The organism is Ruegeria profundi, from assembly GCF_049800715.1.
GTDB lineage: Bacteria > Pseudomonadota > Alphaproteobacteria > Rhodobacterales > Rhodobacteraceae > Ruegeria > Ruegeria profundi_A.
The window spans coordinates 374154-400172 of the sequence record NZ_JBNAFO010000002.1 but is presented as its reverse complement, the minus strand read 5'-3'; the positions used below and the strand labels follow the sequence as shown (position 1 = coordinate 400172).

Genomic DNA, 26019 nt, shown 5'->3' with positions numbered 1-26019 from the left:
ATTAGGCGGGGACAAAGCTAGGATAGACAAAACGCGCACAAAACTGGTCCGGCACTTTCCGCCTACTGCAGGACCGAACGATGTCAGGTAGCTTCAACTTCGGTTGCCAGGCGTCACAAATGCGAGGAGGAACTGCCATGGGAAAGATTGTACAGGCCGCGAAGATAACGCATGTGCCAAGCATCTGGATGTCCCACACGATGCCGAAATACAAAGGCATCCGCCAACCTGCCATCGACGGCTATACGCGTCTTCGTCAGGATGCGATCGACCGCAAAGTCGATACATTTGTCATTTTTGACACGCACTGGATCACCAATCAGGGCTTCCACCTGAACACGAAAGAGCACCACAAGGGCCGTTTCATCAGTCATGAACTGCCGCACATGCTGGCGGATATGGAGTTCGACTATCGCGGCGATCTCGAGCTTGGGGAAACCATCCTTGACGTTCTGCGCGAACGTGGTGAGCGGGCCCTTGGGCATTCGCACCCCGATATGGGCATGGAGTACGGCACCTTGCTACCGATGCACTTCATCAACGAGGGTGTGAATGCGCGGGTTTTGCCCGTGGCGGTCAACCAGTTCTCGTCGATTGCTGAAAATCGCGTCTGGGGTGAAGCCATCGCCGAAGGCATCCGACGCTCGGACCGTAACGTGTCGATCCTGGCCTCGGGGTCGTTGAGCCACGACTTCACGCCCAATGAACGCTCGGTCGATGGACTGAACTCGGTAAACGGCGAGTTCAATCGCCAGATGGACATGCGCGTGCTGGACCTTTGGGAACAGGGGCGCTTTGAGGAGTTCCTCGAACTTCTGCCCGACTACGCCAAGAAATGCGCGGGCGAGTGCGCCATGAACGATACCGCCTTGCTGTTCGGTGCCCTTGGATGGGGCAGCTACAAGGGCAAGATCGACATATATACCCCGTATTTCGGTAGCTCCGGGACCGGGCAAGCCAATGTCAGCTTCTCGGTCTAGGACCGGAAACACAGGGAAATTCGAATGACGGAACTGCGTCTTAACGATCCCACGTTGCTTGCCGAAAAGGCGCGGGTCGGGTCCAGATGGATTTATGCTTCAGACGTTGAGCGCGCGATTGACGTGATAAACCCGGCGACGGGTGAGTTGATCGGGCGTGTGCCCAATCTGGGTGCTGCCGAGACGGTCGAGGCGATTGCCGATGCGCAGCGCGCGCAGAAAGACTGGGCCAAACGTACCGCGAAAGAGCGCAGCCAAATCTTACGTCGCTGGTATGATCTGATGATGGAAAACCAGGATGATCTGGGTGCCATTCTAACCGCCGAACAGGGTAAGCCTTTGGCCGAAGCGAAGGGCGAGATCGCCTATGGCGCTAGCTTCATCGAGTGGTTCGCCGAAGAGGCCCGCCGGACCTACGGCGATGTCACACCTGGCCATGCGCCGGACAAGCGGATCATTACCGTCAAACAGCCCATCGGCGTTGTGGCCGCGATAACGCCGTGGAACTTTCCCAACGCCATGATCACCCGGAAGGCTGGACCGGCCTTTGCGGCGGGCTGTTCGATGGTGTTGAAACCCGCCGGCCAGACGCCGTTCTCGGCCATCGCGCTGGCCGTTCTCGCCGAACGCGCGGGACTGCCCGCAGGGTTGTTCTCGGTCATCACCGGTTCGGCGCGGGAGATTGGCGGCGAAATGACCTCGAGCCCGATCGTGCAAAAGCTGACCTTCACTGGATCGACCGAGATCGGCGCGATGCTTTATGCGCAATGCGCCCCGACGATCAAGAAGCTGGGGTTGGAATTGGGCGGCAATGCGCCGTTCATTGTGTTCGACGATGCCGATCTGGACGCCGCAGTCGAAGGCGCCGTGATCGCGAAATTTCGCAACAATGGGCAGACCTGCGTATGTGCAAACCGCATCTATGTGCAGGCCAGGGTCTACGACGCCTTTGCTGAAATGCTAGCTGAAAAAGTTGCGACCCTGCCAACCGGCAATGGGTTCGATGAAGGTATCATCTTTGGCCCTCTGATCGACCAAGCCGCCGTGGAAAAGGTAGCCGAACATATCGATGATGCAACCGCGAAAGGCGCAAAGGTCGCTCTTGGGGGCAAGCTCCACGCGCTGGGCGGCACGTTTTTTGAGCCAACCATTCTGACCGATGTGACCTCGGATATGGCGGTGGCGACCGAAGAAACTTTTGGCCCCGTCGCTCCCTTGTTCAAATTCGAAACCGAAAGCGAGGTTGTCGCCGCTTCCAATGATACCGAATTCGGCTTGGCTTCATATTTCTATTCCCGTGACATGGCGCGTGTCTGGCGCGTATCCGAGGCGTTGGAATACGGGATGGTCGGTGTGAACACCGGACTGATCTCAACGGCAGAGGCTCCGTTCGGCGGCGTCAAAATGTCGGGTCTTGGACGCGAGGGGTCTCGATATGGCCTCGATGATTTCATGGAGTTGAAGTACATCTGCATGGGCGGAATTTCCCCTTCTGAGGAGGCTTAGTGTATGAATTGGGACGAATTTTCTCACTGGGGGCAACAAATCTCCAACTGGGCTGCTGACTACCACAAGACTTTGGCGGATCGTCCCGTTCGAGCGCAGACAGCGCCGGGGGAAATTGCTTCGCAGCTTGAGATCGCACCCCCGGAATCTGGCGAGCCGATGGAGGCTATCATGGCCGATTTCGAGCGTATCGTGATGCCCGGGATCACTCACTGGCAGCACCCTCGGTTCTTTGCGTATTTCCCGGCGAATGCTGCCCCGCCTTCGATGCTGGCCGAGATGCTGGTGACCACCATCGCTGCGCAATGCATGCTATGGCAAACCGCACCCGCAGCGACTGAGGTCGAAAGCGTTATGGTCGACTGGCTGCGACAAGCGCTAGGTCTGCCGGATGGTATGACCGGTGTCATTCAGGACAGCGCGTCTTCGGCGACTCTGTCTGCGGTTCTGACGATACGCGAACGCGCCACTGGATACACAGGCAATCGCCAGGGGCTGAACACCAAAGGGGCGCTGCGGATCTACTGCTCAGACCAGGTGCATTCCTCGATTGACCGTGCTTGTTGGGTTGCTGGAATCGGCCAGGATAACTTGATCAAGCTGCCAACACAGGGACCGACCTACGCGATTGACGTCGTCGCGCTTGAGGCCGCTATCCGCGATGACATCGAAGTCGGTCATGTGCCAGCCGGGATCATTGCGATCACCGGCGGCACGGGCGTTGGGGCCTGTGATGATCTGGAGGTTGTGGCTGACATCGCGCAGAAATACGACCTTTATACCCATCTCGACGCGGCTTGGGCCGGGTCTGCAATGATCTGCCCCGAATTCCGAGAGGCCCTGTGGGGCGGGGCTGATCGCTATGACAGCATTGTGTTCAATCCACACAAATGGATGGGCGCTCAGTTCGATTGTGCCATCCAGTTTCTGCATGACGCCGGGCCGCAGCTCAACACGCTGAAGATCGAACCTGAATACCTCAAGACCACCGGTGCCGAGGTAACGAACTATTCGGAATGGACGATTCCGTTGGGGCGTCGGTTCCGTGCGCTGAAGATTTGGTTCCTGTTGCGCTCTTACGGGGTGGACGGTCTGCGTACACGAATCCGAAATCACGTCGTTTGGGCCAATGAGGTTGCCGAGAAGATTGGCGCGATGGAGGGATTCGAGATCACGACCGGGCCAATACTCAGCCTGTTCTCTTTCCGTTGCCCGGGTGACGATGCAATGCAGCAGCGTCTGGTTGATGCGCTGAATGATGACGGCCGGATTTATCTGACCCAAGGCATGTTTGATGGTCGCAAGATTATTCGTTTTCAGGTCGGACAATTCGATACAACACGCGACGATGTGCTGATGGCAGCAGACGTTATTCGTGAGGTTTGGGAGACACTTAAATGAAATTCGCAACCTTCTCTGCCGATGGGCAGACTTTTTTTGGTGCGATCACGGACGTCGGTGCAATTGCGTTGAATGATGCTTTCCAAGATCACGCGAGCCTTTATGAGGTAATCGCTGCTGGTGCGTTTGATCAACTGGCATCAGTCGCCGAAGGAAAAGACGTGACCCACACGGATTTCACCTACGAGATGGTGATGCCCGATGTCCGCCGCATCCTGTGCGTCGGCGTTAACTTCCCGGACCGCAACGCTGAGTACAAAGACGGCAGCGCGCAGCCTAAATACATGTCGCTGTTCCCACGTTTCGCAAGCGGCTTCACCGGCCATGACCGCCCTCTGATCCGTCCGCCGGAAAACCACACATTGGACTACGAAGGCGAAGTGGCGATTGTCATCGGCAAGACTGGACGTCGGATTTCGCAGGAGGACGCCTACGACCACATCGCAGCCCTGACGCTGTGTAACGAGGGTACGATCCGTGACTGGGTGCGCCACGCCAAGTTCAACGTCACGCAAGGCAAGAACTGGGATAACACGGGGGCCATCGGCCCGTGGCTGGTGCCGTTCACCGACGCCGCGCAACTGGACGATGCGCGTATTCAGACCCACGTGAACGGCGAGCTGCGCCAGGATGATACCCTGAACCGCATGATGTTCCCGATCCGGCGCGAAATCGAATACATCTCGACCTTCATGACCCTGCAGCCGGGCGACATCATCGTCACCGGCACGCCGACCGGGGCAGGGGCGCGGTTTGATCCTCCGAAATATCTGGCACCGGGTGATATGGTTGAGGTGTCCGTCGAGGGCATAGGTACGCTGCGCAACACTGTTGAGGACGAAATGCGATGACGCCCGAAGATCATTCCCGCGCAGCTGCTGATCTGCTGATGGCTGAACGGAATGGAGATCAGATCGGCCTGCTGACCCTGCGCCACCCCGAGATGGGCATGGACGATGCCTACGAGGTGCAGAACGCCATCTATCGCCAGAAACTAGCCGAGGGGCGCAAGGTGATTGGCTGGAAGATCGGTTTGACCTCGAAAGCGATGCAATATGCGCTGAACATCGACATCCCTGACAGTGGCATCCTGTTTGACGACATGGCGTTCGAAAATGGCGGGACTGTTCCGACGGGCCGTTTCATCCAGCCACGGATCGAAGCCGAGATCGCCTTTGTGATGAAGTCTGCCGTTGGAGGCGAGAACGTCACCCGCGAGGACATCATCGCTGCCACGGACTATGTAGCGCCTTCCATTGAAATTCTCGACACGCGTATTCAACGCGTGGATCCCGAGTCCGGCAAAGCTCGCACAGTATTCGACACGATCAGCGACAATGCCGCCAATGCAGGAATCGTGCTGGGCGCGGACCGGCACGCCGTGGATGCTTTTGATCTCCGCTGGGTCGGTGCGCTGACCTTTCGCAATGGTGAAATCGAAGAAACCGGCCTAGGCGCGGGCGTTCTGAACGATCCGGTCGAAAGCGTTGTCTGGCTGGCCCGCCGCATGGCGCAATACGGACAATACATCGAACCCGGTCAAATCATCCTGTCCGGCAGCTTTATCCGCCCGGTCGAGTGCCCGACTGGGACTGAAATCCATGCCGATTTCGGGCCATTTGGCTCGGTCGATATCAATTTCGCCTGAAAGGAAAGCCGCATATGCCTGCGCCAAAGAATACGTTCAAAGCCGCTCTCAAGGCGGGGCAGCCGCAGATCGGCTGCTGGATCGGGATGGCCAACGCCTACACGGCCGAGATCGCGGCGACCGCGCAATTCGACTGGCTGCTGGTTGACGGTGAACACGCGCCGAATGATCTGCGCTCGATCCTCGAACAGGTGCAGGTGATCGAAGGATCAGGTAGCACTCCGGTCGCGCGCCTGCCGATAGGCGAAACCTGGATGATCAAGCAGTATTTGGACGCGGGCGTGCAGAACCTTCTGGTGCCCATGGTCGAAAGCGGGGATCACGCGCGTGAGCTGGTTCGGGCAGTACAATACCCACCGCATGGCGTGCGGGGCGTTGGATCGGCACTGGCGCGGGCCTCGCGGTTTTCAGCCATCCCGGACTACCTGAAAACGGCGGACGAACAGATTTGCCTGCTGGTGCAGGTGGAAAACAAAAAGGGTCTGGTGGCGCTGGACGATATTCTGACAACCGATGTGGATGGGGTGTTCATCGGCCCATCCGATCTGGCCGCCGATATGGGACATATCGGAAATGCCGGTCACCCCGTTGTGGTTGCGGCCGTTTTGGACGCGCTGGCCCGCATCGTGGCGGCGGGCAAGGCGGCGGGTATCCTGACCCTTGATCTGGCGATGCAGCGCAAATGCCTGGATCTGGGGGCCACATTCATGGCCACCAATATCGACGTGACCCTGTTTGCAACTGCGATGCGTAACGCAGCCGAAGTCGGGCTGGGCCTGCTGCCGGATCAGACCGCCTCAGGCGTTGCGGAAACCGCTGCGGCCAGCAAATATCTGCAGCAGCTGTGTAAACACTGGTCGCACAAGGCCGAGGTGTTTTTTGACGAAAAGAAGGGAAACGTGGCCTTTGCGGATGGCGACAGCGTGACCCTTGAAGCGAATGACGACAGGCTGACGATTAACGCTGCGACCGGGCCGCGCGGGGACTTGGAGCAGTGGAAAGGCGTGATAGAAGCCCACTTGGTGCGTTTTGCCTTTCGGGAAGAGCTCCGTATCCACTGGTCTGAATAAGAGCGCTAAAAATGCCAGAACCTATCTATGCCATTGGTGACATCCATGGTCAGTTGCACATGCTAGAGGACGCGCTGGCCCGCATCGAAAAGGACGGTGGGCCTGATGCGCAAATCGTCTTTATCGGTGATTACACGGATCGCGGCGCCCACAGTCGACAGGTTCTCGATCTATTAGTGAAAGGGCAGTCCGAAGGCAGAAACTGGACATTCCTGCGCGGCAACCACGATCAGATGTGCGCAATGTTCCTTGAGGACTACCCGCGAAACGACGCGCGTCTACTGGTCGGGTATCATTGGCTGCATCCCCGGATAGGAGGTGTTGAAACGTTGAACTCCTACGGCGTTAAGGTCAGCGAAGGGGATCGGATACATCAGGTCCATGCCCAAGCCAAAGCCGCCGTGCCGCAGGCCCATATCGATTTTCTGGCAGGTCTGTTGCCCTACTACCTGCGCAACAACGTGCTGTTCGTCCATGCAGGAATACGGCCCGGCATCCCCTTGCATCGTCAGGATCCCGATTACCTGATCTGGATCCGAGAAGAGTTTCTGGACTGTCCGGAACCTCACCCATGGCTGGTTGTTCACGGCCATACCCACGTTGCCAACCCTGAACACAATGGAAACCGTGTGAACATCGATACCGGCGCGGGATATGGCAAACCTCTGACGGCTGCGGTTTTCGAAGGATGGAAGTGTTGGCTGTTGCACGACGAGGGGCGCAAGCTCCTGACTGTCATGGGCTCCACATAGGTTTTGATAAACCAGAAATCCTTCGTTGCTGAAACTTCCAAACGGTCTTGTCAGAAGAACTTTGATTGAGCGGTGCAGAGCGGTTGCGTAACTTTTGCCCATGTTCAAACCCGAGTACTTCAAGTACTTCAAGTACTTCAAAACGAGTCTCGAGTTCATCCGCCTTGCAGTGATACTGTACACCCGTTTCCCGCTCTCGCTTCGGAATGTCGAAGATCTGCTGCACGAGAGACGCATCGACGTGAGTCAAGAAACTGTCCGATATTGGTGGAACCGGTTTGTCCCGATGTTTGCAGCTGAGATCAGACGGAAGCGTGTTCAGCAGTTGCGCGCGTTCTCCAAATGGAAGTGGCACGTGGACGGGGTTTTCGTGAAGGTGAATGGCAAGCGGCATTGTCTTTGGCGGGCCGTCGATCACTAAGGCGAGGTACTGGAAGCCGTCGTCACCAAACGCCGAAACACATCTGCAGCACTGAAATTCCTCAAGAAATTGATGAAGCGATACGGCACAGCGGAAAACGTCGTCACGGATCGCTTCGCTTCATACAGAGCTGCGCTCTGAGAGCTGGGCGCGCTCGAAAAACAACAGACAGGCAGGTGGCTCAACAACCGCGTCGAGAATTCGTACTTGCCATTTCGACGATGCTAACGCGCTATGCAACTGTTCAGGCGTAGACGAATTTTGCAGAAATTCGCTTCCGTCCATTCCTCCGTAAACAAACACTTCAATCAGAAAAGATCGCTAACCAGCCGAGACTCCTTCAAGCTGTCAAGCCCTGCTGCTCTTGGCGAGTGGCGTAAACTTTGTTTAGGATAAGTTCGCGGTTTCCGTAGCACACTGAAACTGGTTCGAATTCGTCCGACAGCACCCTATTTCTGATAGTCTTACAGCCTAAGGTTTCTTATCAACGGCCAGTTCAAGGCAAAGAAGTGAGGACCATCATCTGAAAATCTCAGCTATTCGCGCCGGAGAGAAGTACCTAAGCCACTTGCCAAGTCACGATCAAGGCGAGCTAATACTTTATCATTGCGGAAAGCGGCTGGACAACGCTCAGTCCTGTAGGGAGCCTACAAATGAAAAAGGGTATGCATCATCAAGATCCTTCATCAGGTTTCTTGGGACTCACGTTCTGGTATCAGTTGGTCGTCCTTGTGTTCTTGACCATAGCGTCGTTAGTCCTCGCTTCGTCTGTGCTGGTTCCCCTGTCTTTTGCGGCCCTCCTGTTCGTTCTCCTCACAGCGACTGCGGATCGAATTGGCAGATTCAAGATATTTGGCAGTACCGTCCCGAAGTGGCTTGCGCATTTGGCCGCAATTTCAATTGTGTTAATCGGCCTCTCGCTTGTGTTGTCGATACTATCCAGTCAAGCCGGCGAAGTTTCGGAAGCGTTTCCGCGCTATGAGGAACGGTTTTCCAGCATAGTCGCAAAGCTGGTATCACTGGTTGGGCAAGATAACTATGCAGCCGCGATCAAAGCCTTGGAGCAGATCAACCTGGCTGGGCTCGCGACAGGAGTGATCGGCTCTGCTGGGGCATTCCTAAGCGCTTTTTTCCTGGTGCTGCTCTACGTGCCATTCATGTTGGTCGAACGTGTTCCAATGCGCGCCAAAATCAAGCTCGCAATCAAAGACAGGGAAGCCGCTGAAAAAGTTCGTCGCGTTCTTGAGAGCACGTCGGACAGCATTCAAAGATATGTTGGTATCAAAACGCTGGTGAGTGCACTGACTGGCTTGGGCAGTTATGCAGTGATGGCATCCGTCGGCTTAGACTTCTCTGAAACCTGGGCGGTTCTTGCCTTTTTGTTGAACTTCATCCCGACAGTCGGCTCCATCGTGGGCGTCGCGCTTCCTTCAGTTGTCGCACTGGTACAGTTTGAAGAAGTCGTGCCATTTCTTGTTGTTCTAATTGGTTGTGGCGCTGTTCAATTCTCTGTCGGCAATATCCTGGAGCCAATGCTACTTGGGAAAAGCCTGAATTTGTCGCCATTCATGGTCATTTTGGCGCTCACGTTTTGGACTGCGATCTGGGGGATTGCCGGAGCGTTGATGAGCGTCCCGATCACCGTGTGCATCATGATTGTGCTTTCGAATATCCCGTCTACGCAGCCAATCGCGATACTGATGTCCGGTGATGGGAAGATAAACAACACTGACGCAGGGAACAGCTAAGCGCGAGAGACGTTCGCCAAACTGGATGGCGGCTTTTTACCTGACTCTATCGGCGAGTGTATGTGTCAGCCCCGCACATAGTTCGAAACACCGTGCGAAATTTGAGTTTAAAGAGAAACCCGAGCTACCTACCGCTTGGGAAAACGAAGTTCAGCGCATTTGGTTTAATTGAAACCTCAAAGCGTTGATCGATCATCGGCTCGCCGTCCAAATTCATATGAAACGGCTGGGAGGTTTCCAAAACCATAGATCTGAGACGAGAGCGCTGTACAACACCATCCTTGGGATCCGAGATATCCGGCAGCCTGCCAAAGGGCAGATTTTCTGGCATTAAACGCTCTGCGGAAAGCACGCTTAAATCGAGCAACCCGTCGGACACTTCCGCTTCAGGCGCCACGTCAAAACCGCCACCTGCATAGCGGCTGTTCGCAATCGCGATAGCGGAAAGGGAAACGTCGTACGGGTCTTCATCATCAATTGAGATTTTTGCGGGAACGGATTTTGCATCAGATAAACGAGCAAGCCCAAACAGCGTGTACGCGAGTCCCCCCAGTCTTTTCTTCATTTCCTTGGGAGTTGTTGCGGTGATCATCGCTCCAAAACCGCCGCTTGCAACATTCACAAACGGACTGCCGTTTATTAATCCGACATCAATTGGTCGCGCGTCTCCCGATGCAGCAACTCGAACAGATGTTGCCAAGTCCAAACCCTTATCACCATACGACCGGGCGAAATCATTCGCTGTCCCTAAGGGAACAAGACCTAAAGAGACATGCGACTTTGTCTTCAACTTCAAAACAGCATTCGCGACCGAGTTCAAAGTGCCGTCACCACCGCCCGCGATCACCCTGGTTACCTCATCGCCTACGGCTTCTCGAAGGGTCTTCCTCAAGTCTTTTCCTGACCAAGGAATACACACCCTAATGCCAAGCTCTTTTTCCAATGGGCGGACAGCAGAACGCAGATCGGGTCTTGCTGCGGACTTCCTATTGAGAATTAGCAGGATACGTTTGGCCATGGTTCCAGCATAAAGCTCTCGCACGTTGGAGCAACTGCTTTAAAAGTTCTAAAGGCAGAGGCGCTCAAGCAATTGAAACCATATTTGTGCCAGCCAACCCCATAGTGACGATAGTCAGCTTTCTCCGCATCTCGGTGTATACAAAACTTAGTAGTGAAGGTCCGCTTCGGGCTGTGAGTAGCCAATCATGAAGACTGCAAAGACTGGCCGCATCGAGCATAGAATGCACACTTGGTTTGGACGGCGACTTTTCCCACCGCGAAGGCTATGCCTCGGGCAGCAATCGAATGTCCCTCATCAAAGGAAATTAGCTGGTTTGGCCCATTTGTGGTATTCTTCTGGTATCATAAAGGGGGGGAAGACATGATTGCTAAATCACCAAGTGAGCTTCGCGACCTTGTCCATGGCGCCGTCTTCACGCCGGAAGACGATGGCTATGAAGACGCCCGCAGCGTTCATAATGGCATGATCGACAAGCGTCCTGCAGTGATTGTTCGTGTGGCGAATGCTGGCGACGTTATGATGGCGGTAAGATATGCGAGCAACAACGATCTAAAGCTAGCCATCAGAGGTGGCGGGCATAGCGGGCCGGGTTTCGGTACCGTAGATGATGGTGTGGTCATCGATTTCTCTGGGATGCGTGGAGTAAGGGTGGACCCTGTGAAACGCACGGCACGGGCTGAGGCGGGCGTGACCTGGGGCGACATCAATGCCGCTACACACGCGTTCGGACTTGCCACTCCCGGTGGGATTATCTCGACAACGGGTATAGCCGGTCTGACCCTTGGTGGCGGTGTGGGCTATCTAACCCGCGGCTTCGGCCTTTCGGCCGACAATCTGATTTCGGTGGATGTCGTGACGGCCGACGGCAAATTGGTGATCGCGAGCGACGACGAAAATGCCGATCTGTTCTGGGCGATCCGAGGCGGCGGCGGCAATTTCGGCGTATGCACCTCGTTTGAATATCGGCTGTACCCGGTCGACACGGTCTATTGGGGACCAATGTTTTATGAAGTGTCCGAGACCGAAAACATCCTGAAATTCTTCCGCGAGTACATCAAAGACGCGCCGGAACAGATGGGTGGATTTCCGGCGTTCCAAGTTGCTCCCCCGCTCCCGTTTATTCCTGAGGACCGACACGGAGATATGTTCGTCGCACTTGTAGCCTGTTGGGCGGGTGACCCTGCAGAGGGTGAGAAGATGTTCAAGCCCTTCCACGACGTTGCAGAAGTCAAGGCAGAACATGTTGGCCCGGTACCATTCCCGGCAATTAATGCGGCATTTGACGGTCTCTTCCCAAAGGGGATCCGCCAATATTGGAAGGGCAACTACGTCAAAGAATTGACCGACGCGGCTATTGCTGAGCATGTAAGACACGGACCGAACGCCCCGGGTGTCAGCGCCTCGATGCACCTTTATCCGATTGATGGCGCGTGCAAGCGAGTTGCACCCGATGCGACCGCTTTCGGGCACCGCGATGCAAACTTCTCGATGGTGATGTTGGCTGCTTCGAATGATCCCGCGGATGACGAAAAGAACATCAAATGGGTACGTGATTATTCTGATGCCTTGGCGCCGCATTCCGAACAGGGAGGCTACATCAACTTCATGGACGATGATGACGGAGATCGGGTGAAGGCTAACTATGGTACGAACTACGACCGGCTTCTCTCGATCAAGCGGCAATATGATCCTGGCAACCTGTTTAGCGTGAACCAGAACATCGTGCCGTAGCTGGCATTTAGCAGGATTCGACGCACCTAAAACGCCAAGTGGAGTCTCGTCAGATTAACTGTGCTTAAGCAGGGCAGCGCGGTTGCGCAGCGTTTAGCAATGACCGAACCGGCCTCTTTCAAGTGCTTTAAGACCAGCCCTGAGATCATCCGCCTTGAGGTGATGCTGTACATCCGAATTCCGCTCTCGCTTTGGAGTGTCGAGGATCAGGTGCATGGGCGAGGCATCGACGTGAGCCACGAAACTGTTCGATATTGGTGGAGCAGGGTTGGCTCTATGTTTGCTGCTGAGATAAGATGGAAGCGTGTTCAGCAACTGCGCGTGTTCAGCAAATGGAAGTAGCACGTGGACGAGGTCTTTGTGAAGGCTAATGGCAAACTGCGTTAGCCTTGGAGGACTTTTGATCATGAGGGCGAAGTGTTGGAAGACGTTGTCACCAAACGCCGAAACAAAGTTAAAACACTGAAATTCAACAATAAATTGATGAAGCGCCACGGTTGTGTAGAGGAAATAGTCACAGACCGCTCCGCATCCTACAGGGCGGCGCTCAGACAATTGGGTACTCTCGAAAAACAAAGGACAGGCAGCTGGCACAACAACCGCGTTGAGTACTCTCACCTGTCGTTCCGACGAAGAGAGCGAGCCATGCGGCGTTTCAGCCTTATGCAGAGTTTGCAGAAATTCGCCTCCGTACATTCCTCTGACTACAACAACTTCAATCAAGAGAGATTGCTCGACAGCCGAGACACCTTCAAGTTGACGCGCATCGCCGCTCTAGCCGAGTGACGTGAACTTGGTGCGGCACAAAAGGCAGCCATACTGGCTTAGCTGAGACTGGTTCGTATTTGTCTGAAAACATCGTTGCAGTAATTAAACTATTCCCCGAGTAGGGCTGTTGTTTTCGAGATTGAACTTCATTCCGTCTAGCAATTCTTCAAGATCCGGGCGTGCAGCGGGGCCGTTCGAAATATCGACCAAAATCAAACTGCCGTTTGGCTGAATGCCGAATGCACCGGGCTCTGCAAACAATGTCGTTGTCTCAGCCTCTGAAAGAGGATCCGACGTGTACAGACTAGGTGATCGCATCTACGTTTCGGTCAATCCAAAGCCCAAGCTATAGGTCCAACCGAACTCTTCGTTGTCGGCTAAAGCCTTTTCTTTAGAGTCGGCCGAAACGACAACCACGTCCAAGAGGCTGCTCCAATCAGCTAGTATAGCGTTCAATTTGTTGAGAAATCGTTTGCATCTGGGACAATGACGCCCGCGATAGACGAAGAACATCGTACATCGATCTTTAGGTCGACCAATCTCTATTTCGCCACCGAAGACATCAGAAACACTGATGTGCCCGACAGGAGCATTCAACTTCGGTTTTTGCAAAATGTCAGCGTCCTACTTTCACGAAGAGAGAAACTTGAACACAAACTTGGTAAGTAGGCTGATCTGACTGGTACAAATTGATTGCTAGTGCAGCATCGGCCTGTAATTCACTGGGATTTTGTTTTCAGGTGCTGGCGGCCAATAGCCCAGTGCATTATGGGGCCGCTTTGAATTGTAGTGTCGCCTCCATTGTTCGATCAGAAATTGCGCTTCGCGTAGGCTGTAGAATACTTGAACGTTGATAAACTCATCCCTGAACTGGCCATGAAGCTTTAACTGTATCCGATCTTCCGGCGGCAACCAGCAAAAGGTGCTGCTTGCCCGTTGGCTGGCGACACAGCCCGACATCCTGAAACTCGACGAGCCGATCCGAGGCATAGATGTCGGCGCCAAGCGAGATATCCAATTGTTCATTCGGTCGTATGTCGAAAAGGGGTTTGGCGTTGTCCTCATTAGTTCGGAATTCGAAGAACTGGTGGAAGACGCCGACCGCATTGTGGTCATGCACGAAGGGCGCGCGGTCAAGGAACTGACCAACCCCAGGATTAACGAGAACATACTGGTGCGCGCGCTTGCGCATCATGAAGAAGGAACTGGTTCATGGACCGCGCAATGAAGTTGCTACAACGGGTCGTATCGATGCCCTTACGCTTTCACGACGTTATCGCCGCATTGGTCGCCCTGCTTGCGTTCAACGCGTTTTTCACCCCCAATTTCCCGCAGCTACGGACCTAGTTCGTGAATGCCAGCCGGGTTGCCACGATCGCCATCGTGGTCATGGGCGTGACGCTGGCAATCGCCAAGGGCGGGATCGATCTTTCGGTTGGTGCGGTCATGGCACTGGCGGGGGCGCTGGCCCCGCTGATCCTTCTGTCGGAACTGGGCGCCGCCAATCCGATGCTGGGCGTCACTTTGGCCATTGTCCTGCCGCTGTTCGTCGCGGGGCTATGCGCGGTGTTCAAAGGCGTGATGGTTGCCGTATTGAACGTGCAGCCCATTGTGGCAACACTCATTCTCTTCATCTCTGGTCGTGGTATTGCCCAGGTTTTGACGAACGGGAACCTGCAGACATTTTCAAACCTTTCATTCAGTTTCCTTGGAACTGGCAAGGTTCTTAACTTGCCTTTTCAGGGTTGGCTGGCGCTGGCCATTGCCTGTGTTCTGTACTGGGTGATCACTAGGTCCACATGGGGCCGCTACCTGCTGGCGATTGGTGGCAATGAACGCGCTGCCTATCTGTCGGGTGGTCCCGTACGAAGGGTCAAGATCGGGGCCTATGTCGTCTGCGCGGTGCTTGCGGGGCTGGCCGGTCTGATTGTGGTTGCGATCAACTCGGCCTCGGACGCCGCGCGCAACGGCAATCTGATGGAGCTTGATGCCATCGCAGCCGCGGTTGTTGGCGGAGCTCTTTTGCAAGGCGGGCGGGCGCCGATCTTTGGTGCCATACTGGGTGCCGTCATCATCCAGTTGGTCAAATATACATTGTTGGCTAACGGGGTAGAAGACGAAGTCGCACTAATCGCCAAAGCCGCCATCATTATCCTGGCCGTTTGGGTCCAACAGTTCCGGAGGGCTTGATTGATGTTGGATGAAACGGCTTTTGACCTGCGAAAGTACCTTCGGCGCAATTCGGCTTCGGTGACGGTGTGGCTCGCACTGCTGGCTTTGATCCTGTTCGGGTTGATGCGCTATGAAAACTTTGGCAGCGCCTACAATTTCTCGTCTTTCCTGAATTACAACGCGATGTTCATCGCGATTGCACTGGGCATGTGTTTCGTGATCATGACCGGCGGGATTGATCTGTCTGTCGGATCCGTGGCGGCCTTTACCTCGGTTGTTGCGGCCTATCTCAGCCCGTATGGAATTCAGGTTGCGTTGCCGGGGGCCGTTCTAGCTGGGATTGGTTTCGGGGCGATCAACGCCTTTTGCATAATCATCCTTCGGATCCCGCCCTTCATCGCCACGCTGGCCACCATGCTGGCCGCAAAAGGCGGCGCATTGGTGATTTCGGGCGCCCAGACAATTTCGGTCGATTGGGGGTCGAACTTCACCAAGCTTGGCATGGGGCAGGCGTTTGGCCTGTTTCCATGGGCGATCGTCATCGTGGCCGGACTGACTCTGGCACTTTGGCTGGTGCTGGAAAGAACAACCATCGGGCGGACCGTCTTGGCGATCGGTGGCAGCGAGGATGCCTCGAACCTCATGGGGCTGAAGGTCAATCGCGCCAAGGCTGTTGTCTACCTGCTGTCGGGTGGCTGTGCGGGGCTAGCTGGAGTCTTTCTGGCCTTGGGTTTTGGAGCCGGACAACCCCTTGAGGGCATCGGCTGGGAATTGTCGGCCATCGCGTCCGTCGTGGTGGGCGGCACTTTGTTGACGGGTGGGATGGGTTCGATCCCTGCGACGGTGGCCAGTGCGCTGATGCTGGTCTTCAACGCTCCAAACTTTGAAAACGGTTCGGGCACCATCAGTTTCAGTGCCTATTGGCAGATGGTCATACTTGGAGGCTTTCTATTTGCGGTGATCCTTTTACAGTCTCGGGTTATTGCCAGGCAGCAGAAGGTCTTGGGTTCGTGAATCGCATAGAAAGTGTTTCAGCGCGGCTGTTCAACGTTCCGCTCGCAGAGGTCCTCGTCGATGCCAAACATGGGGATCACACGTTTTTTCAACTGATCACAGTTACTATTCAAACCTCGGATGGGGTCGAGGGGGTCGGATATACTTATACGGGGGGCAAGGGTGGTCATGCCATCCTGGCGATGATCCAGCATGATCTGGCACCGTTCCTTGTAGGACAAGACGCTGAACAGATCGAAAGCCTGTACGACGCCATGCAGTGGCATGTGCACTACGTCGCGCGGGGCGGGATCGCCTCGTTTGCCATCTCGGCCTTGGATATTGCCCTATGGGACATTCGGGGCAGAACACAAAATGCGCCATTGTGGCAGATGGCCGGCGGAGCGTCCAAACGGTGCAAGGCCTACGCCGGCGGGATCGACCTGAATTTCTCGTTAGAGAAACTGCTGCGCCAGACGGAAGGGTACCTTGCGCGAGGGTTCAACGCAGTCAAGATCAAGGTCGGTCAACCAGACCTGGCCGACGATCTTGCACGTGCCCGGGCAGTGCGCGAGATGCTGGGCCCGGACCGGTTCTTTATGGTCGATGCGAATTACTCTATGAGCGTCGAACAGGCCATCGTGGCTGCCAGAGGGTTTGCCGACTGTGATATTTTGTGGTTCGAGGAACCGACTATTCCAGACGACTACAAAGGTTATGGCCGAATTGTCGAAGCGACGGGCGTTCCCCTTGCCATGGGTGAAAACCTGCACACCATACACGAATTTGAATACGCCATTGATGACGCGAAACTGAGTTTTATCCAGCCCGATGCCTCAAACTGCGGTGGAATCACCGGCTGGCTGCGCGTGGCCGCGCTAAGCGCACAGCACGGTATTCCGGTTTGTAGTCATGGGATGCAGGAGCTGCACGTCAGCCTTGTTTCTGCGCAACCCAACGCGGGGTGGCTGGAAGTACACTCATTTCCGATAGACCAGTACACGACCCGTCCGCTGGTTGTGGAAGACTGTCTGGCCGTAGCCCCGGATACTCCGGGAACCGGAGTGGAATTCGACTGGGACAAACTGAATGCGGAACACAGGGAGATGCATACATGACGACCCAGACGATCTCTGCGGCATACTACAGGGGAAAAAAGAGCTTTGCTGTAGAGCAAGCCCAAGCGACGGATCCAGGCCCCGGCGAAGCTGCCGTTCGCGTTGCCTATTGTGGAATTTGCGGGACGGACATGCACGTCTACCACGGCAACATGGATGCCCGTGTCGGCCTGAACCGGGTGATTGGGCACGAGATGTCAGGTGTCGTAGAAGCGGTGGGCGAGGGCGTCGATACGGTAAAACCCGGCCAAAAGGTCGTCGTCCGACCGCTTGATCACTGCGGCGAATGCCCGGCCTGTAAACGGGGGCATCAGCATATCTGCCAGAACCTCAGGTTTCTCGGCCTCGACACCGATGGTGCCATGCAAGAGATCTGGACCGTTCCGGCCCACACGTTGCACGTTCTTCCGGACGACTTGCGCATGGATCACGCGGCGCTGATCGAGCCGGTCGCCGTTGCTTGCCACGATGTGCGGCTATCTAGCCTGCAATCTGGAGAGGACGTTGTCGTCATCGGTGGCGGCCCGATCGGCATCCTGGTTGCCATGGTTGCGCGGGACGCAGGCGGAAACGTCGTGATTTCCGAAGTGAATCCGAACCGCTTGGCCATTGCCGAAAAACTTGGCTTTAACACGATCAACCCAACCGAAACCGATCTGGTGTCCACAATCAACGTGCGCACGGGCAACAAAGGGGCAGATGTGGTTTTCGAGGTGTCGGGAACGCAGCCCGGTGTTGATGCGATGACCGCCGTTGCCGCGACGCGGGCTCGGATCGTGATGGTCGCGATCCATGCCCAAAAGCCCCAGATCGACCTGTTCCAGTTCTTCTGGCGAGAGCTGCAACTGATCGGTGCTAGGGTCTATGAGCCAGAGGATTACGAGAAAGCCATCGCAGTTGTCGCCTCGGGCGGAGTGGACGCGGATGTCGTGATTACTGACGTCAGCCCTCTGGCAGACATTCAGGCCGCGTTTGAAGCACTGGATCGCAGTCCAACCGCAATGAAAAGCCTGATCGAAGTAGGACCGCATTCATGAGTGTTTTGCAAAGTTTCGACCTGGCGGGAAAGACGGCCCTTGTGACTGGGTGCAAACGTGGTATCGGGCGTGGCATGGCCGAGGCATTGGCATCGGCCGGAGCCGATATTATCGGAGTGTCCGCCTCGCTCGAGCTGTCCGGGTCGGATGTCGAAAAAACCGTGACGGCGATGGGGCGCAATTTCCGGGCGTACCAATGCGACTTCTCGGATCGCGCCGCGCTGCATGGGTTCATTGATAAGTTGAGGATCGACGAACAAACCCCTGATATCCTTGTCAACAATGCCGGCACGATCAAGCGCAAACCCGCTGCCGAACACCCGGACGACTGGTGGGACGAAGTGATTGAGGTGAATCTGTCCTCGCAGTTCGTTCTGTCTCGCGAGATTGGCAAGGACATGCTGGTGCGCGGCTCTGGGAAGATCATCTTCACTGCATCGCTGCTGACATTTCAGGGCGGTATTACCGTGCCGGGATATGCGGCTTCGAAGGGTGGGATTGGACAACTGACCAAGGCTTTGGCCAACGAATGGGCCGGGCAGGGCGTGAACGTGAATGCGATCGCGCCTGGCTACATCGCGACCGACAACACCCAAGCCCTGCGGGATGATCCGGTCCGATCGAAGTCGATCCTTGAACGAACACCCCAGGGCCGTTGGGGTACGCCTGATGATTTTGCCGGACCGGTGGTCTTTCTGGCCTCTGCCGCGTCTGACTTCGTCAACGGTGAAATCCTTGTCGTCGACGGGGGCTGGATGGGGCGTTAGCACCGCCAACGCTCTATTTGACCCGAAACCTCAAGTCCCGATGTAGTGAGCCTTCAATCGGCGATTTTTTGGCGCCTCTCGATGTTCGAACAGGTACAGGCTTTGTACGCGACCCAGCGGAAGCTGCCCCTGTTCGACCGGAATGGATATCTGAGTTTGCGTCAACAGCGCCCGCAGATGCGATGGAGCGTTGTCGTCCTCGGTCGGGCGGTGGTGATACTTGCCTGGTGACTTTGGTACGAGTTTCTCGAAGAACGTCTCGATATCCCTGAGCACTTCGGGATCGGCATTGGCCTGCACCAACAACGCAGCCCCCGTGTGGACGCACCAAAGGGTCAGCAGGCCCGACACAAATTCATGTTCGGACACCGCTCGCTGAACGATCCCGCTGATGTCGGTGAGGGATTTGCCGGGCGTTTCAATGGACAGATCAAAAAAATCTTGCTTCATCCAGCAGGCCCTTTCATTAATTTTACGCGAAGGCGCTCAGCTTTCTACACCCCATTTGGCATTCAGCATTGGGGATCAAGCTTCTGATTTTGAACGCATATTGACTGCACGTTCATGCAAACAGGCTTTTGAAACTGTCCACACACAGACGAAAACCATCTTCGAAGTTTCCGTTGCCGGGGTGATAAACACTCTCGAAGGAAATCACGCCATCATAGCCGTCCGATCTGAGCGCGTCCGCGATGGGTTGGAACAGAGGCGCAAGCTGACCTTCCCCCATACGGCGCACTTCCAGCGTCGCCCTCGGCGTGTCGACCTTTACGTCCTTGATGTGAATGTGACCCAAGTAGCCGCCGCGCAGTTCTTCGTAACCGTCCGGGTATGCCAGTTCATGGCACCAGCAGTTGTTTCCGGGGTCCCACAGCACTTTCAAACTGTCTTTTGCGTCCAACTCGTCGATCAGTTTGCGGGCTGTATAGTTGGAATTGACCAGCGTACCGTTTCCGGTTTCCACCACAAGCGTCACGCCCTCTGCTCTTGCCAGTTCAACCGCTGGTGCGATCAGCGGCGGCATCGAGTCCCATACCCCATGCGCTACATTCCACTTTTCAGCGCCGTTTTTTCCCCAGAGTATCTGCTCCTTTCGTTGCGTCATGATCCGAACGAGCGGAGACCCAACAACATGCGCCATGTCGATCACGCGTTTCAAAGCGTCCATGTGCCGAGTGTGCAGGTCGTCGCCGGGTCTGTTGGCAGCTGTCATCCCTGCAAAGATATGGCGTGATAGACACGACACAGGCTTGCCCCGGTCGCGCAAGAGCGCGTCGATCTCGGCAATTTCCTGCGGGGAATGGTCTCCGACCTCCGTATCGCCAACGAACTGAAGCTCTGCATAGTCCAGACCGAATTCGTCCATTACGTCCACGGCATGCCGCAGATCGCGGGAAATGCCGTCGCAAATTACACCTAATTTCATGTTCGACCCCCTCAGCGATGCAATTCAGCGCCAACAATCTCTTCGATGACGCGAGTACACACCCAGTTGTCGCCATTCGGATATTTGGTTTTTCCTGCATGAAAGATCTGCATTGCGGATGACGCTGTGTGCATGGGAACGCCCAACGCACCGGCCAGTGCCAGAGAGATCGTCAGGTCCTTGTGCATCGTTGCGATATGGCTGCCGGTGGCCTCGAACTTGCGATCAATGATGTTTTCAAGGGCGGTGTTCACGACTCCGCACCCAGCGCTGGAGGACGAGAACACATCAAGCAAGGCCTGACCGTTGACACCGGCTTTGGCCGCCAGGGCCGCAGCCTCGAACGTGGCGGAAAAGATCGATCCGATAAGGGATTGGAGGCAGGCTTTCACGGTTTGCCCGTCGCCTGCGTTTTCTCCGACCCGATGAATGGTTGCCGACACTGCCTGCATGATTTCGGCATTTCGGTCCAGCACATCCGCAGTACCGGCAGCCATCATCGTCAATGTGCCGTTCTGCGCGCCGGGAAAACCACCCGAGACCGGGGTGTCGATCAGGTGGATGCCCGAACCCTCCATGTCTTGCCCGATAGCGCTTGCTTCAGCCGGAGTAATGGTGGCCGACAGGATGACCGTTCCGCCTTTGGCCATGTTCGCAACCAGGCCATCTTCACCCAGAATGACATCGCGGGCCTGATCTCCGTTCATCACCATGACAAACACAGCGGCGGCGTGACGGCCGACCTGTCCCACGCTGTCCTTGGCCAGGCCGCCCATGTCGGTAAATGCCGTCATGCGTGTCTCGCTCAGGTCGAAACCGGATGTTTCAAAGCCATTCTTGATCAGGTTCTTGGCAAGGCCGCTGCCCATGTCACCAAGACCGATTACGCCTGCTGTTTTCATTTGGAATCCTCCCGTTTTTCCGCCATTTCCGTATGGCAGACGTTTCGAAAAATGATGCCCAATCGCATCGGTTTTCGCGGGAGTTTCACGCGTCTTGAGCAGACGTCGGGCGAGTCCGGAAGACACCCCGCTGCCCGTTTACGTGCCGTAAGTAAACGAAGAATGCAGCGCTCAGGCAAGCAAAGAAGTGTTACGGGCGGAAAGAAACTGCCTGGTCCGACGCGTCAGGAAAACGCCGCCACTATGCCGCGTAGTTCCGCCAGCCCGCGCATTCGTCCGATCAGCGGATAACCGGGAGTGCTGTGTCCGCCGAGATCGCTCAGCAGTTCTTGTCCGTGGTCAGGCCGCATCGGAATTTGCCAGTCGTCCCGCCCCTGGGATTTGCGGCGGCGTTGTTCGTTCATCAACTCGCGAATGGTGCCGACCATGTCGGTGTCGCCCTCCAAATGCGGGGCCTCAAAAAAGTCCGGCTTCTGACTGTCTGACCCGGCGATGCGTTGGGTATTCCGCAGATGGACAAAGTGAATTCGGTCGCCATGCCTGCGCACGAAGTCCGGCCCATCGAATTCGGGGGACACTCCCAGCGATCCGGTACACAACGTTGCGCCATTCGCCAACAAATCAACCGCATCCAGAACGGCGCCGTAGTCATCGGTACTGGACATGATCCGCGGCAGACCAAGCAAGGAGAACGGCGGATCATCCGGATGACAGCACAAGCGTAGTTCCAGTTCTTGGGCGACTGGTGCGACTTCTGACAGGAAGTCGATCAGGTTTGCGCGAAGCCGGTCACGGTCTATATGAGCATAGGTCTGCAACAAAGCGCGCACGTCCTGCACGCTCCACTGATCGTTGGCGCCGGGCAGCCCCGCAGTGACATTGTGTTGCAACTGGGCCTTGGATTCATCCGACATGCGCAAGAAGCGATCCTTGGCCGTTTGCTGGACGACGCTGGAATAGTCTTCGGACGCGCCCGGTCGCTTGAGAATATGTATGTCGAAAACAGCAAAATCGGTCAGGTCGAACAGCATGGCCGTTCCGCCGTGCGGCTGCGGGGCGCGAAGGGCGGTGCGCGTCCAGTCCAGGATTGGCATGAAGTTGTAGCAAACGACTTTGATGCCACGGGCGGACAGGGACCTGAGGCTGGACTTATACGCCTGCAGATGTTCAGCCATGTCTGCGGACTGTGTTTTGATCGCCTCGGAGACGGGCAGGCTTTCGACAACGTCCCAACTGTACCCGGCAGTAGCCAGAACTGCCTGCCGATCGGCGATGCTCGGTTCGTCCCAGGGTTGTCCCGGGGGGATGTGATGCAGTGCGGTGACGATGCCCTGAACCCCGACTTGATGGAGATCGGCCAGGGCGATCGGATCATCGGGTCCGAACCAACGCCAGCATTGTTTCATGGCAGCCATCCTTCATACAGCGGGTGATCGGGCCTGATGGGAAGGGCAACACGCTGCCCGGTGCGCGCCGCGTGATAAATCGCCGTCACAAGGCCGATGGACGCAGCGCCGTCCTGCAGCGTAACGGCCGAATTTGCCTCGGACCGCAGTGCCTTGCCGACTTCGGCAAAGAAGCCTTCGAAACCAATTGGCTCGGCGGCGACGGCCGCAAGAGCCTCGTCGATAGCGGCTTGATCCACCGGGTCCCGCGCGACGAATGTCCAGGGCGATTGACCTGGGGCATAGGGTTCCGTACCTGAGGTGGCGGTCACCTTTTCAAAGACGAACCGCAGGCGGGTTTCGTCCGTGGCGGCGCCTAGTGTGATATTGCTTGTGCACAATGCTCCGGAAGTCATGCCAAAGCAGATCGCTGCGCAATCTTCGGTCTCGATCGGGTTGACCCGCGTTGTGGCCATTGCGGACACCCAGGCTATATCACCCGCGATATGAGTCAGCAGATCATGGTTGTGGATGGCATGGCCCAGCACTGCGCCGCCGCGTTCACCGGCCCATGTTCCCCGCCACGGCACCGCGTAATAGTCTGCCCCTCGGGACCAATGGGTTTCAAGCGCGGCCGTTTGGAGTGCTCCGGTCAGGCCGGCGCGTTGCAGGTGGCGCAATTGGGCCAGTGACGGCCCCCACCGGTATTGAAAAACTGGAAACACGTGCTTGCCCGCGCTGTGGGCCGCTGCCGTGATCCGATCCACGTCCTGCATCGAGGTCGCAAGGGGTTTTTCGCAGACAACGTGTTTTCCTGCGGCCAGTGCCGCAAGAGTGGTCGGCACATGCAGATGGGGCGGCAGGCAGATGTCGATGACGTCAATCGCCGGATCATCCAGCGCGTCCTGAATGTTGGTCAGTGCCCGAAAATCCGCGTTCTGTCGAATCTGTTCGATCCGGTCCGTATTCTGGTCCACCACGGCGGCTACGCGGAATGTGCGGTCAAGCCGTTCCAGCGCGTCCAGATGTTGCGCACCGATACCTGCGCCAAGGATCGCAACGTTGATCATCCGCGTTCCGCCATTTCCTGCGCGTGCAGTGCCAGTTCCATGACCGTAAAGCAGTGGGTCTGCGTCATCGCGGTTTCCGTCCGGTTGCGGATGTCATCGGCGAGGCGCGAAAAGTAGGGAAGGCCGGCGTCAGATGCGTCGATCTTTTGGCAGGTTTCACCATTGACGAGGATCAGATGGTCCGTCCCTGAGGCCCCACCCACATCAACATATTTTCGCAACTCGATATAGCCTTCGGTTCCTAGGATCGTCAGACGACCATCCCCCCAGTTCGGAAGGGCATCCGGCGTAAACCAGTCAACCCGGATGTAACCGGTGCCATTCTCGCTTCGTAGATTGACCTCGCCAAAATCCTGCAATCCGGGATCGTTGGGGTTTGCGTAGTTCGCCACATAAGCGTTTGTGATTTCAGCGGTTTCCGAACCTGTGTAGTGCAAGAACTGATCGATCTGATGCGAGGCGATGTCGGTCAGAATGCCGCCATAGCGTTCACGCTGAAAAAACCATTCGGGCCGGGTTGCCCGGTTCAATCGGTGGGGGCCAAGTCCGACCGTCTGGATCACGCGCCCGATGGCACCGGCCTCGACCAACTCGGCCGCTCGGGTGCTGACGGGCGTTTCAAACCGTTCGGAAAAATTCACCGACCAGATGCGGCCGGTGTCCGTGACTGTTCGCTTGATCTGGTCGAGTTGTTCGAACGTCGTGCAGCCTGGCTTGTCGGTCATGACATCCATGCCGTTTTGCATGGCCCGGATCGTCAAGGCAGCTCTATCTGCCGGGATTGCGGAAATCAGCGCTAGATCCGCCCCACTGGTTAGGGCGTCTTCCAGTCGGGCCAGCCGCGGAATATCGGGAAACCTTTTGACGTAGCCCGGCAGCGTTTCCGGATCGCCTTGTGTCCAGTAGCCAACGCAGTCCACGCCGATTTTACGCATGTTTTCCGTCATGCCATAGATATGTCGGTGGTCCAGGCCAAGGGCGACGCAGGTCAGGCTCATGAGATGACTCGTGTTTTCTGGCCGGTTCGATTGGCGATCTGCATCGCGTCGATGACGGCGTGGGTCAAAAGGGCACTGCGTCCGGTGGCCATGGGCCGCGTTCCACCGGCGATGGCCTCGGCGAAATCCTCGATAACCGCCTGATGCCAATCATGGGTGAACGCCATGGGATCGGCCCCTCCGCCTGTGGCGGACATTTCGCCAACCGTGGACTTCTGACCATTGAAAGCGGTCAAGGTCAGGACACCTGACTCCAGATGCGCTTTGGCGCGGGTGCCCTGGATCGTGATAGCTTCAGCGGCCCCAGGGTATTCGGCAGTAGTCGCCATCAAAGTTCCCACCGCGCCGCTATCCATTTCAAAGACTGCACCTGCCCAATCCTCGGCCTCGAGATCGTGTAGTGGAGTTTTTCTCATTACAGCCTGAATGTCCGAGATCGGCCCCAGCAGCCACATCGTGAGGTCAAGCGTGTGGATCGCCTGCGAGATCATGACACCGCCTCCGTCGCGTGCATAAGTGCCTCGACCCGGCTCGTTATAGTAGCTCTGATCGCGCCACCAGGGGACACGGATCTCCAATGTGGCGATCGTGCCCAACTCACCCTGTTCAATGGCTGATTTCAGTGCCTGCGATGCGGCGCGGGCACGGTGCTGAAAAAAGATGCCCAGCGGCACACCAGACACCTCGCACTGCTCGACAATAGCTGTCGCGGCGTCCAGCGTTCTTTCGATAGGCTTTTCCATCAGGATCGGTTTCGAAGCGGTCGAAAGAACCCGAACCAACTCTGCGCGCTGATCAGGCGGGGTTGCGATGATCGCAAAGTCGACGTTTGAGTCGTTTGCGATTTCCTCGACCGAGCTGAACGCGCGGGTGTCGTTTCGCTTCGCGAAATCAGCTGTTTTTTCAGGATTGCGCCCGAGGACGCCGGCAAGATTGAGGCCTTGCTCCGATGCCTGAATGGCAGCGACATGCGTGCCCGAAACCATCCCCAAACCAATCAGCGCAATATTCATTCGTTCCCCCGGATCCCCCGGTCAGTCTGCGGGTTCGAACGGGAAAGATGCAACCATTAAAAACTGTGTTAACAATTGCGGGCAGCAGTATC

At 56.3% G+C, this 26019-nt stretch carries 25 protein-coding genes and 3 pseudogenes; 18 read left to right on the top strand and 10 right to left on the bottom strand.

The window, feature by feature from the left end; all coding sequences use genetic code 11:
• The first annotated feature begins 137 nt into the window (after positions 1–137).
• Genes hpaD through ACP15L_RS05815 form a run of 7 tightly spaced genes read left to right on the top strand, consistent with a single transcriptional unit; the run spans position 138 to position 7357 of the window.
• The gene (hpaD, locus tag ACP15L_RS05845; RefSeq protein WP_425083470.1) at positions 138–980 is read left to right on the top strand and encodes a 3,4-dihydroxyphenylacetate 2,3-dioxygenase; all 843 of its coding nucleotides are present in this window, start codon (positions 138–140) and stop codon (positions 978–980) included.
• A 24-nt stretch (positions 981–1004) separates the two neighbouring features.
• Entirely contained in the window at positions 1005–2486 is a 1482-nt protein-coding gene (locus ACP15L_RS05840) for an NAD-dependent succinate-semialdehyde dehydrogenase (protein WP_425083469.1), read from the top strand.
• Between the two features lie 3 nt (positions 2487–2489).
• Entirely contained in the window at positions 2490–3887 is a 1398-nt protein-coding gene (locus tag ACP15L_RS05835) for a pyridoxal phosphate-dependent decarboxylase family protein (protein WP_425083468.1), read from the top strand.
• A complete protein-coding gene (locus tag ACP15L_RS05830; protein WP_425083467.1) occupies positions 3884–4738 on the top strand; it encodes a fumarylacetoacetate hydrolase family protein in 855 nt (284 codons plus the stop codon). The genes ACP15L_RS05835 and ACP15L_RS05830 overlap by 4 nt, the downstream gene beginning before the upstream one ends.
• A complete protein-coding gene (hpaH, locus tag ACP15L_RS05825) occupies positions 4735–5535 on the top strand; it encodes a 2-oxo-hept-4-ene-1,7-dioate hydratase (RefSeq protein WP_425083466.1) in 801 nt (266 codons plus the stop codon). Before ACP15L_RS05830 ends, hpaH begins: the two co-directional genes overlap by 4 nt.
• Positions 5536–5549: 14 nt before the next feature.
• The gene (locus ACP15L_RS05820) at positions 5550–6605 is read left to right on the top strand and encodes an aldolase/citrate lyase family protein (RefSeq protein ID WP_425083465.1); all 1056 of its coding nucleotides are present in this window, start codon (positions 5550–5552) and stop codon (positions 6603–6605) included.
• A gap of 11 nt (positions 6606–6616) precedes the next feature.
• Positions 6617–7357, top strand: coding sequence for a metallophosphoesterase family protein (locus tag ACP15L_RS05815; protein WP_425083464.1), 741 nt, complete (start codon positions 6617–6619; stop codon positions 7355–7357).
• Here ACP15L_RS05815 and ACP15L_RS05810 read toward each other — a convergent pair.
• Positions 7341–7607, bottom strand: coding sequence for a hypothetical protein (locus ACP15L_RS05810; RefSeq protein ID WP_425083517.1), 267 nt, complete (start codon positions 7605–7607; stop codon positions 7341–7343). The two genes, ACP15L_RS05815 and ACP15L_RS05810, sit on opposite strands and share 17 nt — an antisense overlap.
• Between ACP15L_RS05810 and ACP15L_RS05805 the strand changes: the two are divergent.
• Both ACP15L_RS05805 and ACP15L_RS05800 read left to right on the top strand, forming a co-directional pair.
• Positions 7527–8174 (top strand): annotated as a pseudogene (locus ACP15L_RS05805) (IS6 family transposase). The gene ACP15L_RS05810 and the pseudogene ACP15L_RS05805 overlap by 81 nt on opposite strands.
• Before the next feature lie 257 nt (positions 8175–8431).
• Positions 8432–9526: an AI-2E family transporter gene (locus ACP15L_RS05800; RefSeq protein WP_170722253.1), complete on the top strand. Its 1095-nt coding sequence runs from the start codon at positions 8432–8434 to the stop codon at positions 9524–9526.
• Between the two features lie 124 nt (positions 9527–9650).
• On the opposite strand, the gene ACP15L_RS05795 is transcribed toward ACP15L_RS05800, so the two are convergent.
• On the bottom strand, positions 9651–10544 hold the full coding sequence (locus ACP15L_RS05795; RefSeq protein ID WP_425083463.1) for a YegS/Rv2252/BmrU family lipid kinase: 894 nt from the start codon (positions 10542–10544) through the stop codon (positions 9651–9653).
• Positions 10545–10811: 267 nt separating this feature from the next.
• On the opposite strand from ACP15L_RS05795, the gene ACP15L_RS05790 reads away from it, so the two are divergent.
• Both ACP15L_RS05790 and ACP15L_RS05785 read left to right on the top strand, forming a co-directional pair.
• Positions 10812–12278 carry an FAD-binding oxidoreductase gene (locus tag ACP15L_RS05790; protein WP_425083462.1) on the top strand — a complete coding sequence of 489 codons (1467 nt, stop codon included), beginning with the start codon at positions 10812–10814 and terminating at the stop codon, positions 12276–12278.
• Positions 12279–12377: 99 nt separating this feature from the next.
• A pseudogene (locus ACP15L_RS05785) lies at positions 12378–13064 on the top strand (IS6 family transposase).
• Between the two features lie 678 nt (positions 13065–13742).
• On the opposite strand, the pseudogene ACP15L_RS05780 reads toward ACP15L_RS05785, so the two are convergent.
• Positions 13743–13925, bottom strand: a pseudogene (locus ACP15L_RS05780) (integrase core domain-containing protein); the annotation flags it as partial.
• A 43-nt stretch (positions 13926–13968) separates the two neighbouring features.
• Here ACP15L_RS05780 and ACP15L_RS05775 point away from each other — a divergent pair.
• From ACP15L_RS05775 to ACP15L_RS05745, 7 genes are read left to right on the top strand one after another with little or no spacing between them, the layout of a single operon-like run.
• Complete coding sequence (locus ACP15L_RS05775) at positions 13969–14274, top strand: hypothetical protein (protein ID WP_425083461.1); 306 nt, start codon at positions 13969–13971, stop codon at positions 14272–14274.
• Positions 14271–14393: a hypothetical protein gene (locus tag ACP15L_RS05770; protein WP_425083460.1), complete on the top strand. Its 123-nt coding sequence runs from the start codon at positions 14271–14273 to the stop codon at positions 14391–14393. Before ACP15L_RS05775 ends, ACP15L_RS05770 begins: the two co-directional genes overlap by 4 nt.
• Before the next feature lie 3 nt (positions 14394–14396).
• The gene (locus tag ACP15L_RS05765; protein WP_425083459.1) at positions 14397–15236 is read left to right on the top strand and encodes an ABC transporter permease; all 840 of its coding nucleotides are present in this window, start codon (positions 14397–14399) and stop codon (positions 15234–15236) included.
• Between the two features lie 3 nt (positions 15237–15239).
• On the top strand, positions 15240–16232 hold the full coding sequence (locus ACP15L_RS05760; protein WP_425083458.1) for an ABC transporter permease: 993 nt from the start codon (positions 15240–15242) through the stop codon (positions 16230–16232).
• On the top strand, positions 16229–17329 hold the full coding sequence (locus tag ACP15L_RS05755) for a mandelate racemase/muconate lactonizing enzyme family protein (RefSeq protein ID WP_425083457.1): 1101 nt from the start codon (positions 16229–16231) through the stop codon (positions 17327–17329). The genes ACP15L_RS05760 and ACP15L_RS05755 overlap by 4 nt, the downstream gene beginning before the upstream one ends.
• Positions 17326–18366, top strand: coding sequence for a zinc-dependent alcohol dehydrogenase (locus ACP15L_RS05750; RefSeq protein WP_425083456.1), 1041 nt, complete (start codon positions 17326–17328; stop codon positions 18364–18366). Before ACP15L_RS05755 ends, ACP15L_RS05750 begins: the two co-directional genes overlap by 4 nt.
• Positions 18363–19133: an SDR family oxidoreductase gene (locus ACP15L_RS05745; RefSeq protein ID WP_425083455.1), complete on the top strand. Its 771-nt coding sequence runs from the start codon at positions 18363–18365 to the stop codon at positions 19131–19133. Before ACP15L_RS05750 ends, ACP15L_RS05745 begins: the two co-directional genes overlap by 4 nt.
• 30 nt (positions 19134–19163) lie before the next feature.
• Here the strand turns inward: ACP15L_RS05745 and ACP15L_RS05740 are convergent, their stop codons facing one another.
• From ACP15L_RS05740 to ACP15L_RS05710, 7 genes are all read right to left on the bottom strand, one after another.
• Entirely contained in the window at positions 19164–19583 is a 420-nt protein-coding gene (locus ACP15L_RS05740) for a secondary thiamine-phosphate synthase enzyme YjbQ (protein WP_425083454.1), read from the bottom strand.
• Between the two features lie 112 nt (positions 19584–19695).
• Positions 19696–20559 (bottom strand): sugar phosphate isomerase/epimerase family protein, encoded by an 864-nt coding sequence (locus tag ACP15L_RS05735; RefSeq protein ID WP_425083453.1) that lies wholly within the window; start codon positions 20557–20559, stop codon positions 19696–19698.
• Positions 20560–20570: 11 nt separating this feature from the next.
• Positions 20571–21461: an NAD(P)-dependent oxidoreductase gene (locus ACP15L_RS05730; protein WP_425083452.1), complete on the bottom strand. Its 891-nt coding sequence runs from the start codon at positions 21459–21461 to the stop codon at positions 20571–20573.
• Positions 21462–21685: 224 nt separating this feature from the next.
• Positions 21686–22867 carry a mannonate dehydratase gene (uxuA, locus tag ACP15L_RS05725; RefSeq protein WP_425083451.1) on the bottom strand — a complete coding sequence of 394 codons (1182 nt, stop codon included), beginning with the start codon at positions 22865–22867 and terminating at the stop codon, positions 21686–21688.
• A complete protein-coding gene (locus ACP15L_RS05720) occupies positions 22864–23916 on the bottom strand; it encodes a Gfo/Idh/MocA family protein (protein ID WP_425083450.1) in 1053 nt (350 codons plus the stop codon). Before ACP15L_RS05720 ends, uxuA begins: the two co-directional genes overlap by 4 nt.
• Positions 23913–24914: a Gfo/Idh/MocA family protein gene (locus ACP15L_RS05715; RefSeq protein ID WP_425083449.1), complete on the bottom strand. Its 1002-nt coding sequence runs from the start codon at positions 24912–24914 to the stop codon at positions 23913–23915. Before ACP15L_RS05715 ends, ACP15L_RS05720 begins: the two co-directional genes overlap by 4 nt.
• Positions 24911–25927 (bottom strand): Gfo/Idh/MocA family protein, encoded by a 1017-nt coding sequence (locus ACP15L_RS05710; RefSeq protein ID WP_425083448.1) that lies wholly within the window; start codon positions 25925–25927, stop codon positions 24911–24913. Before ACP15L_RS05710 ends, ACP15L_RS05715 begins: the two co-directional genes overlap by 4 nt.
• Between the last annotated feature and the right edge of the window lie 92 nt (positions 25928–26019).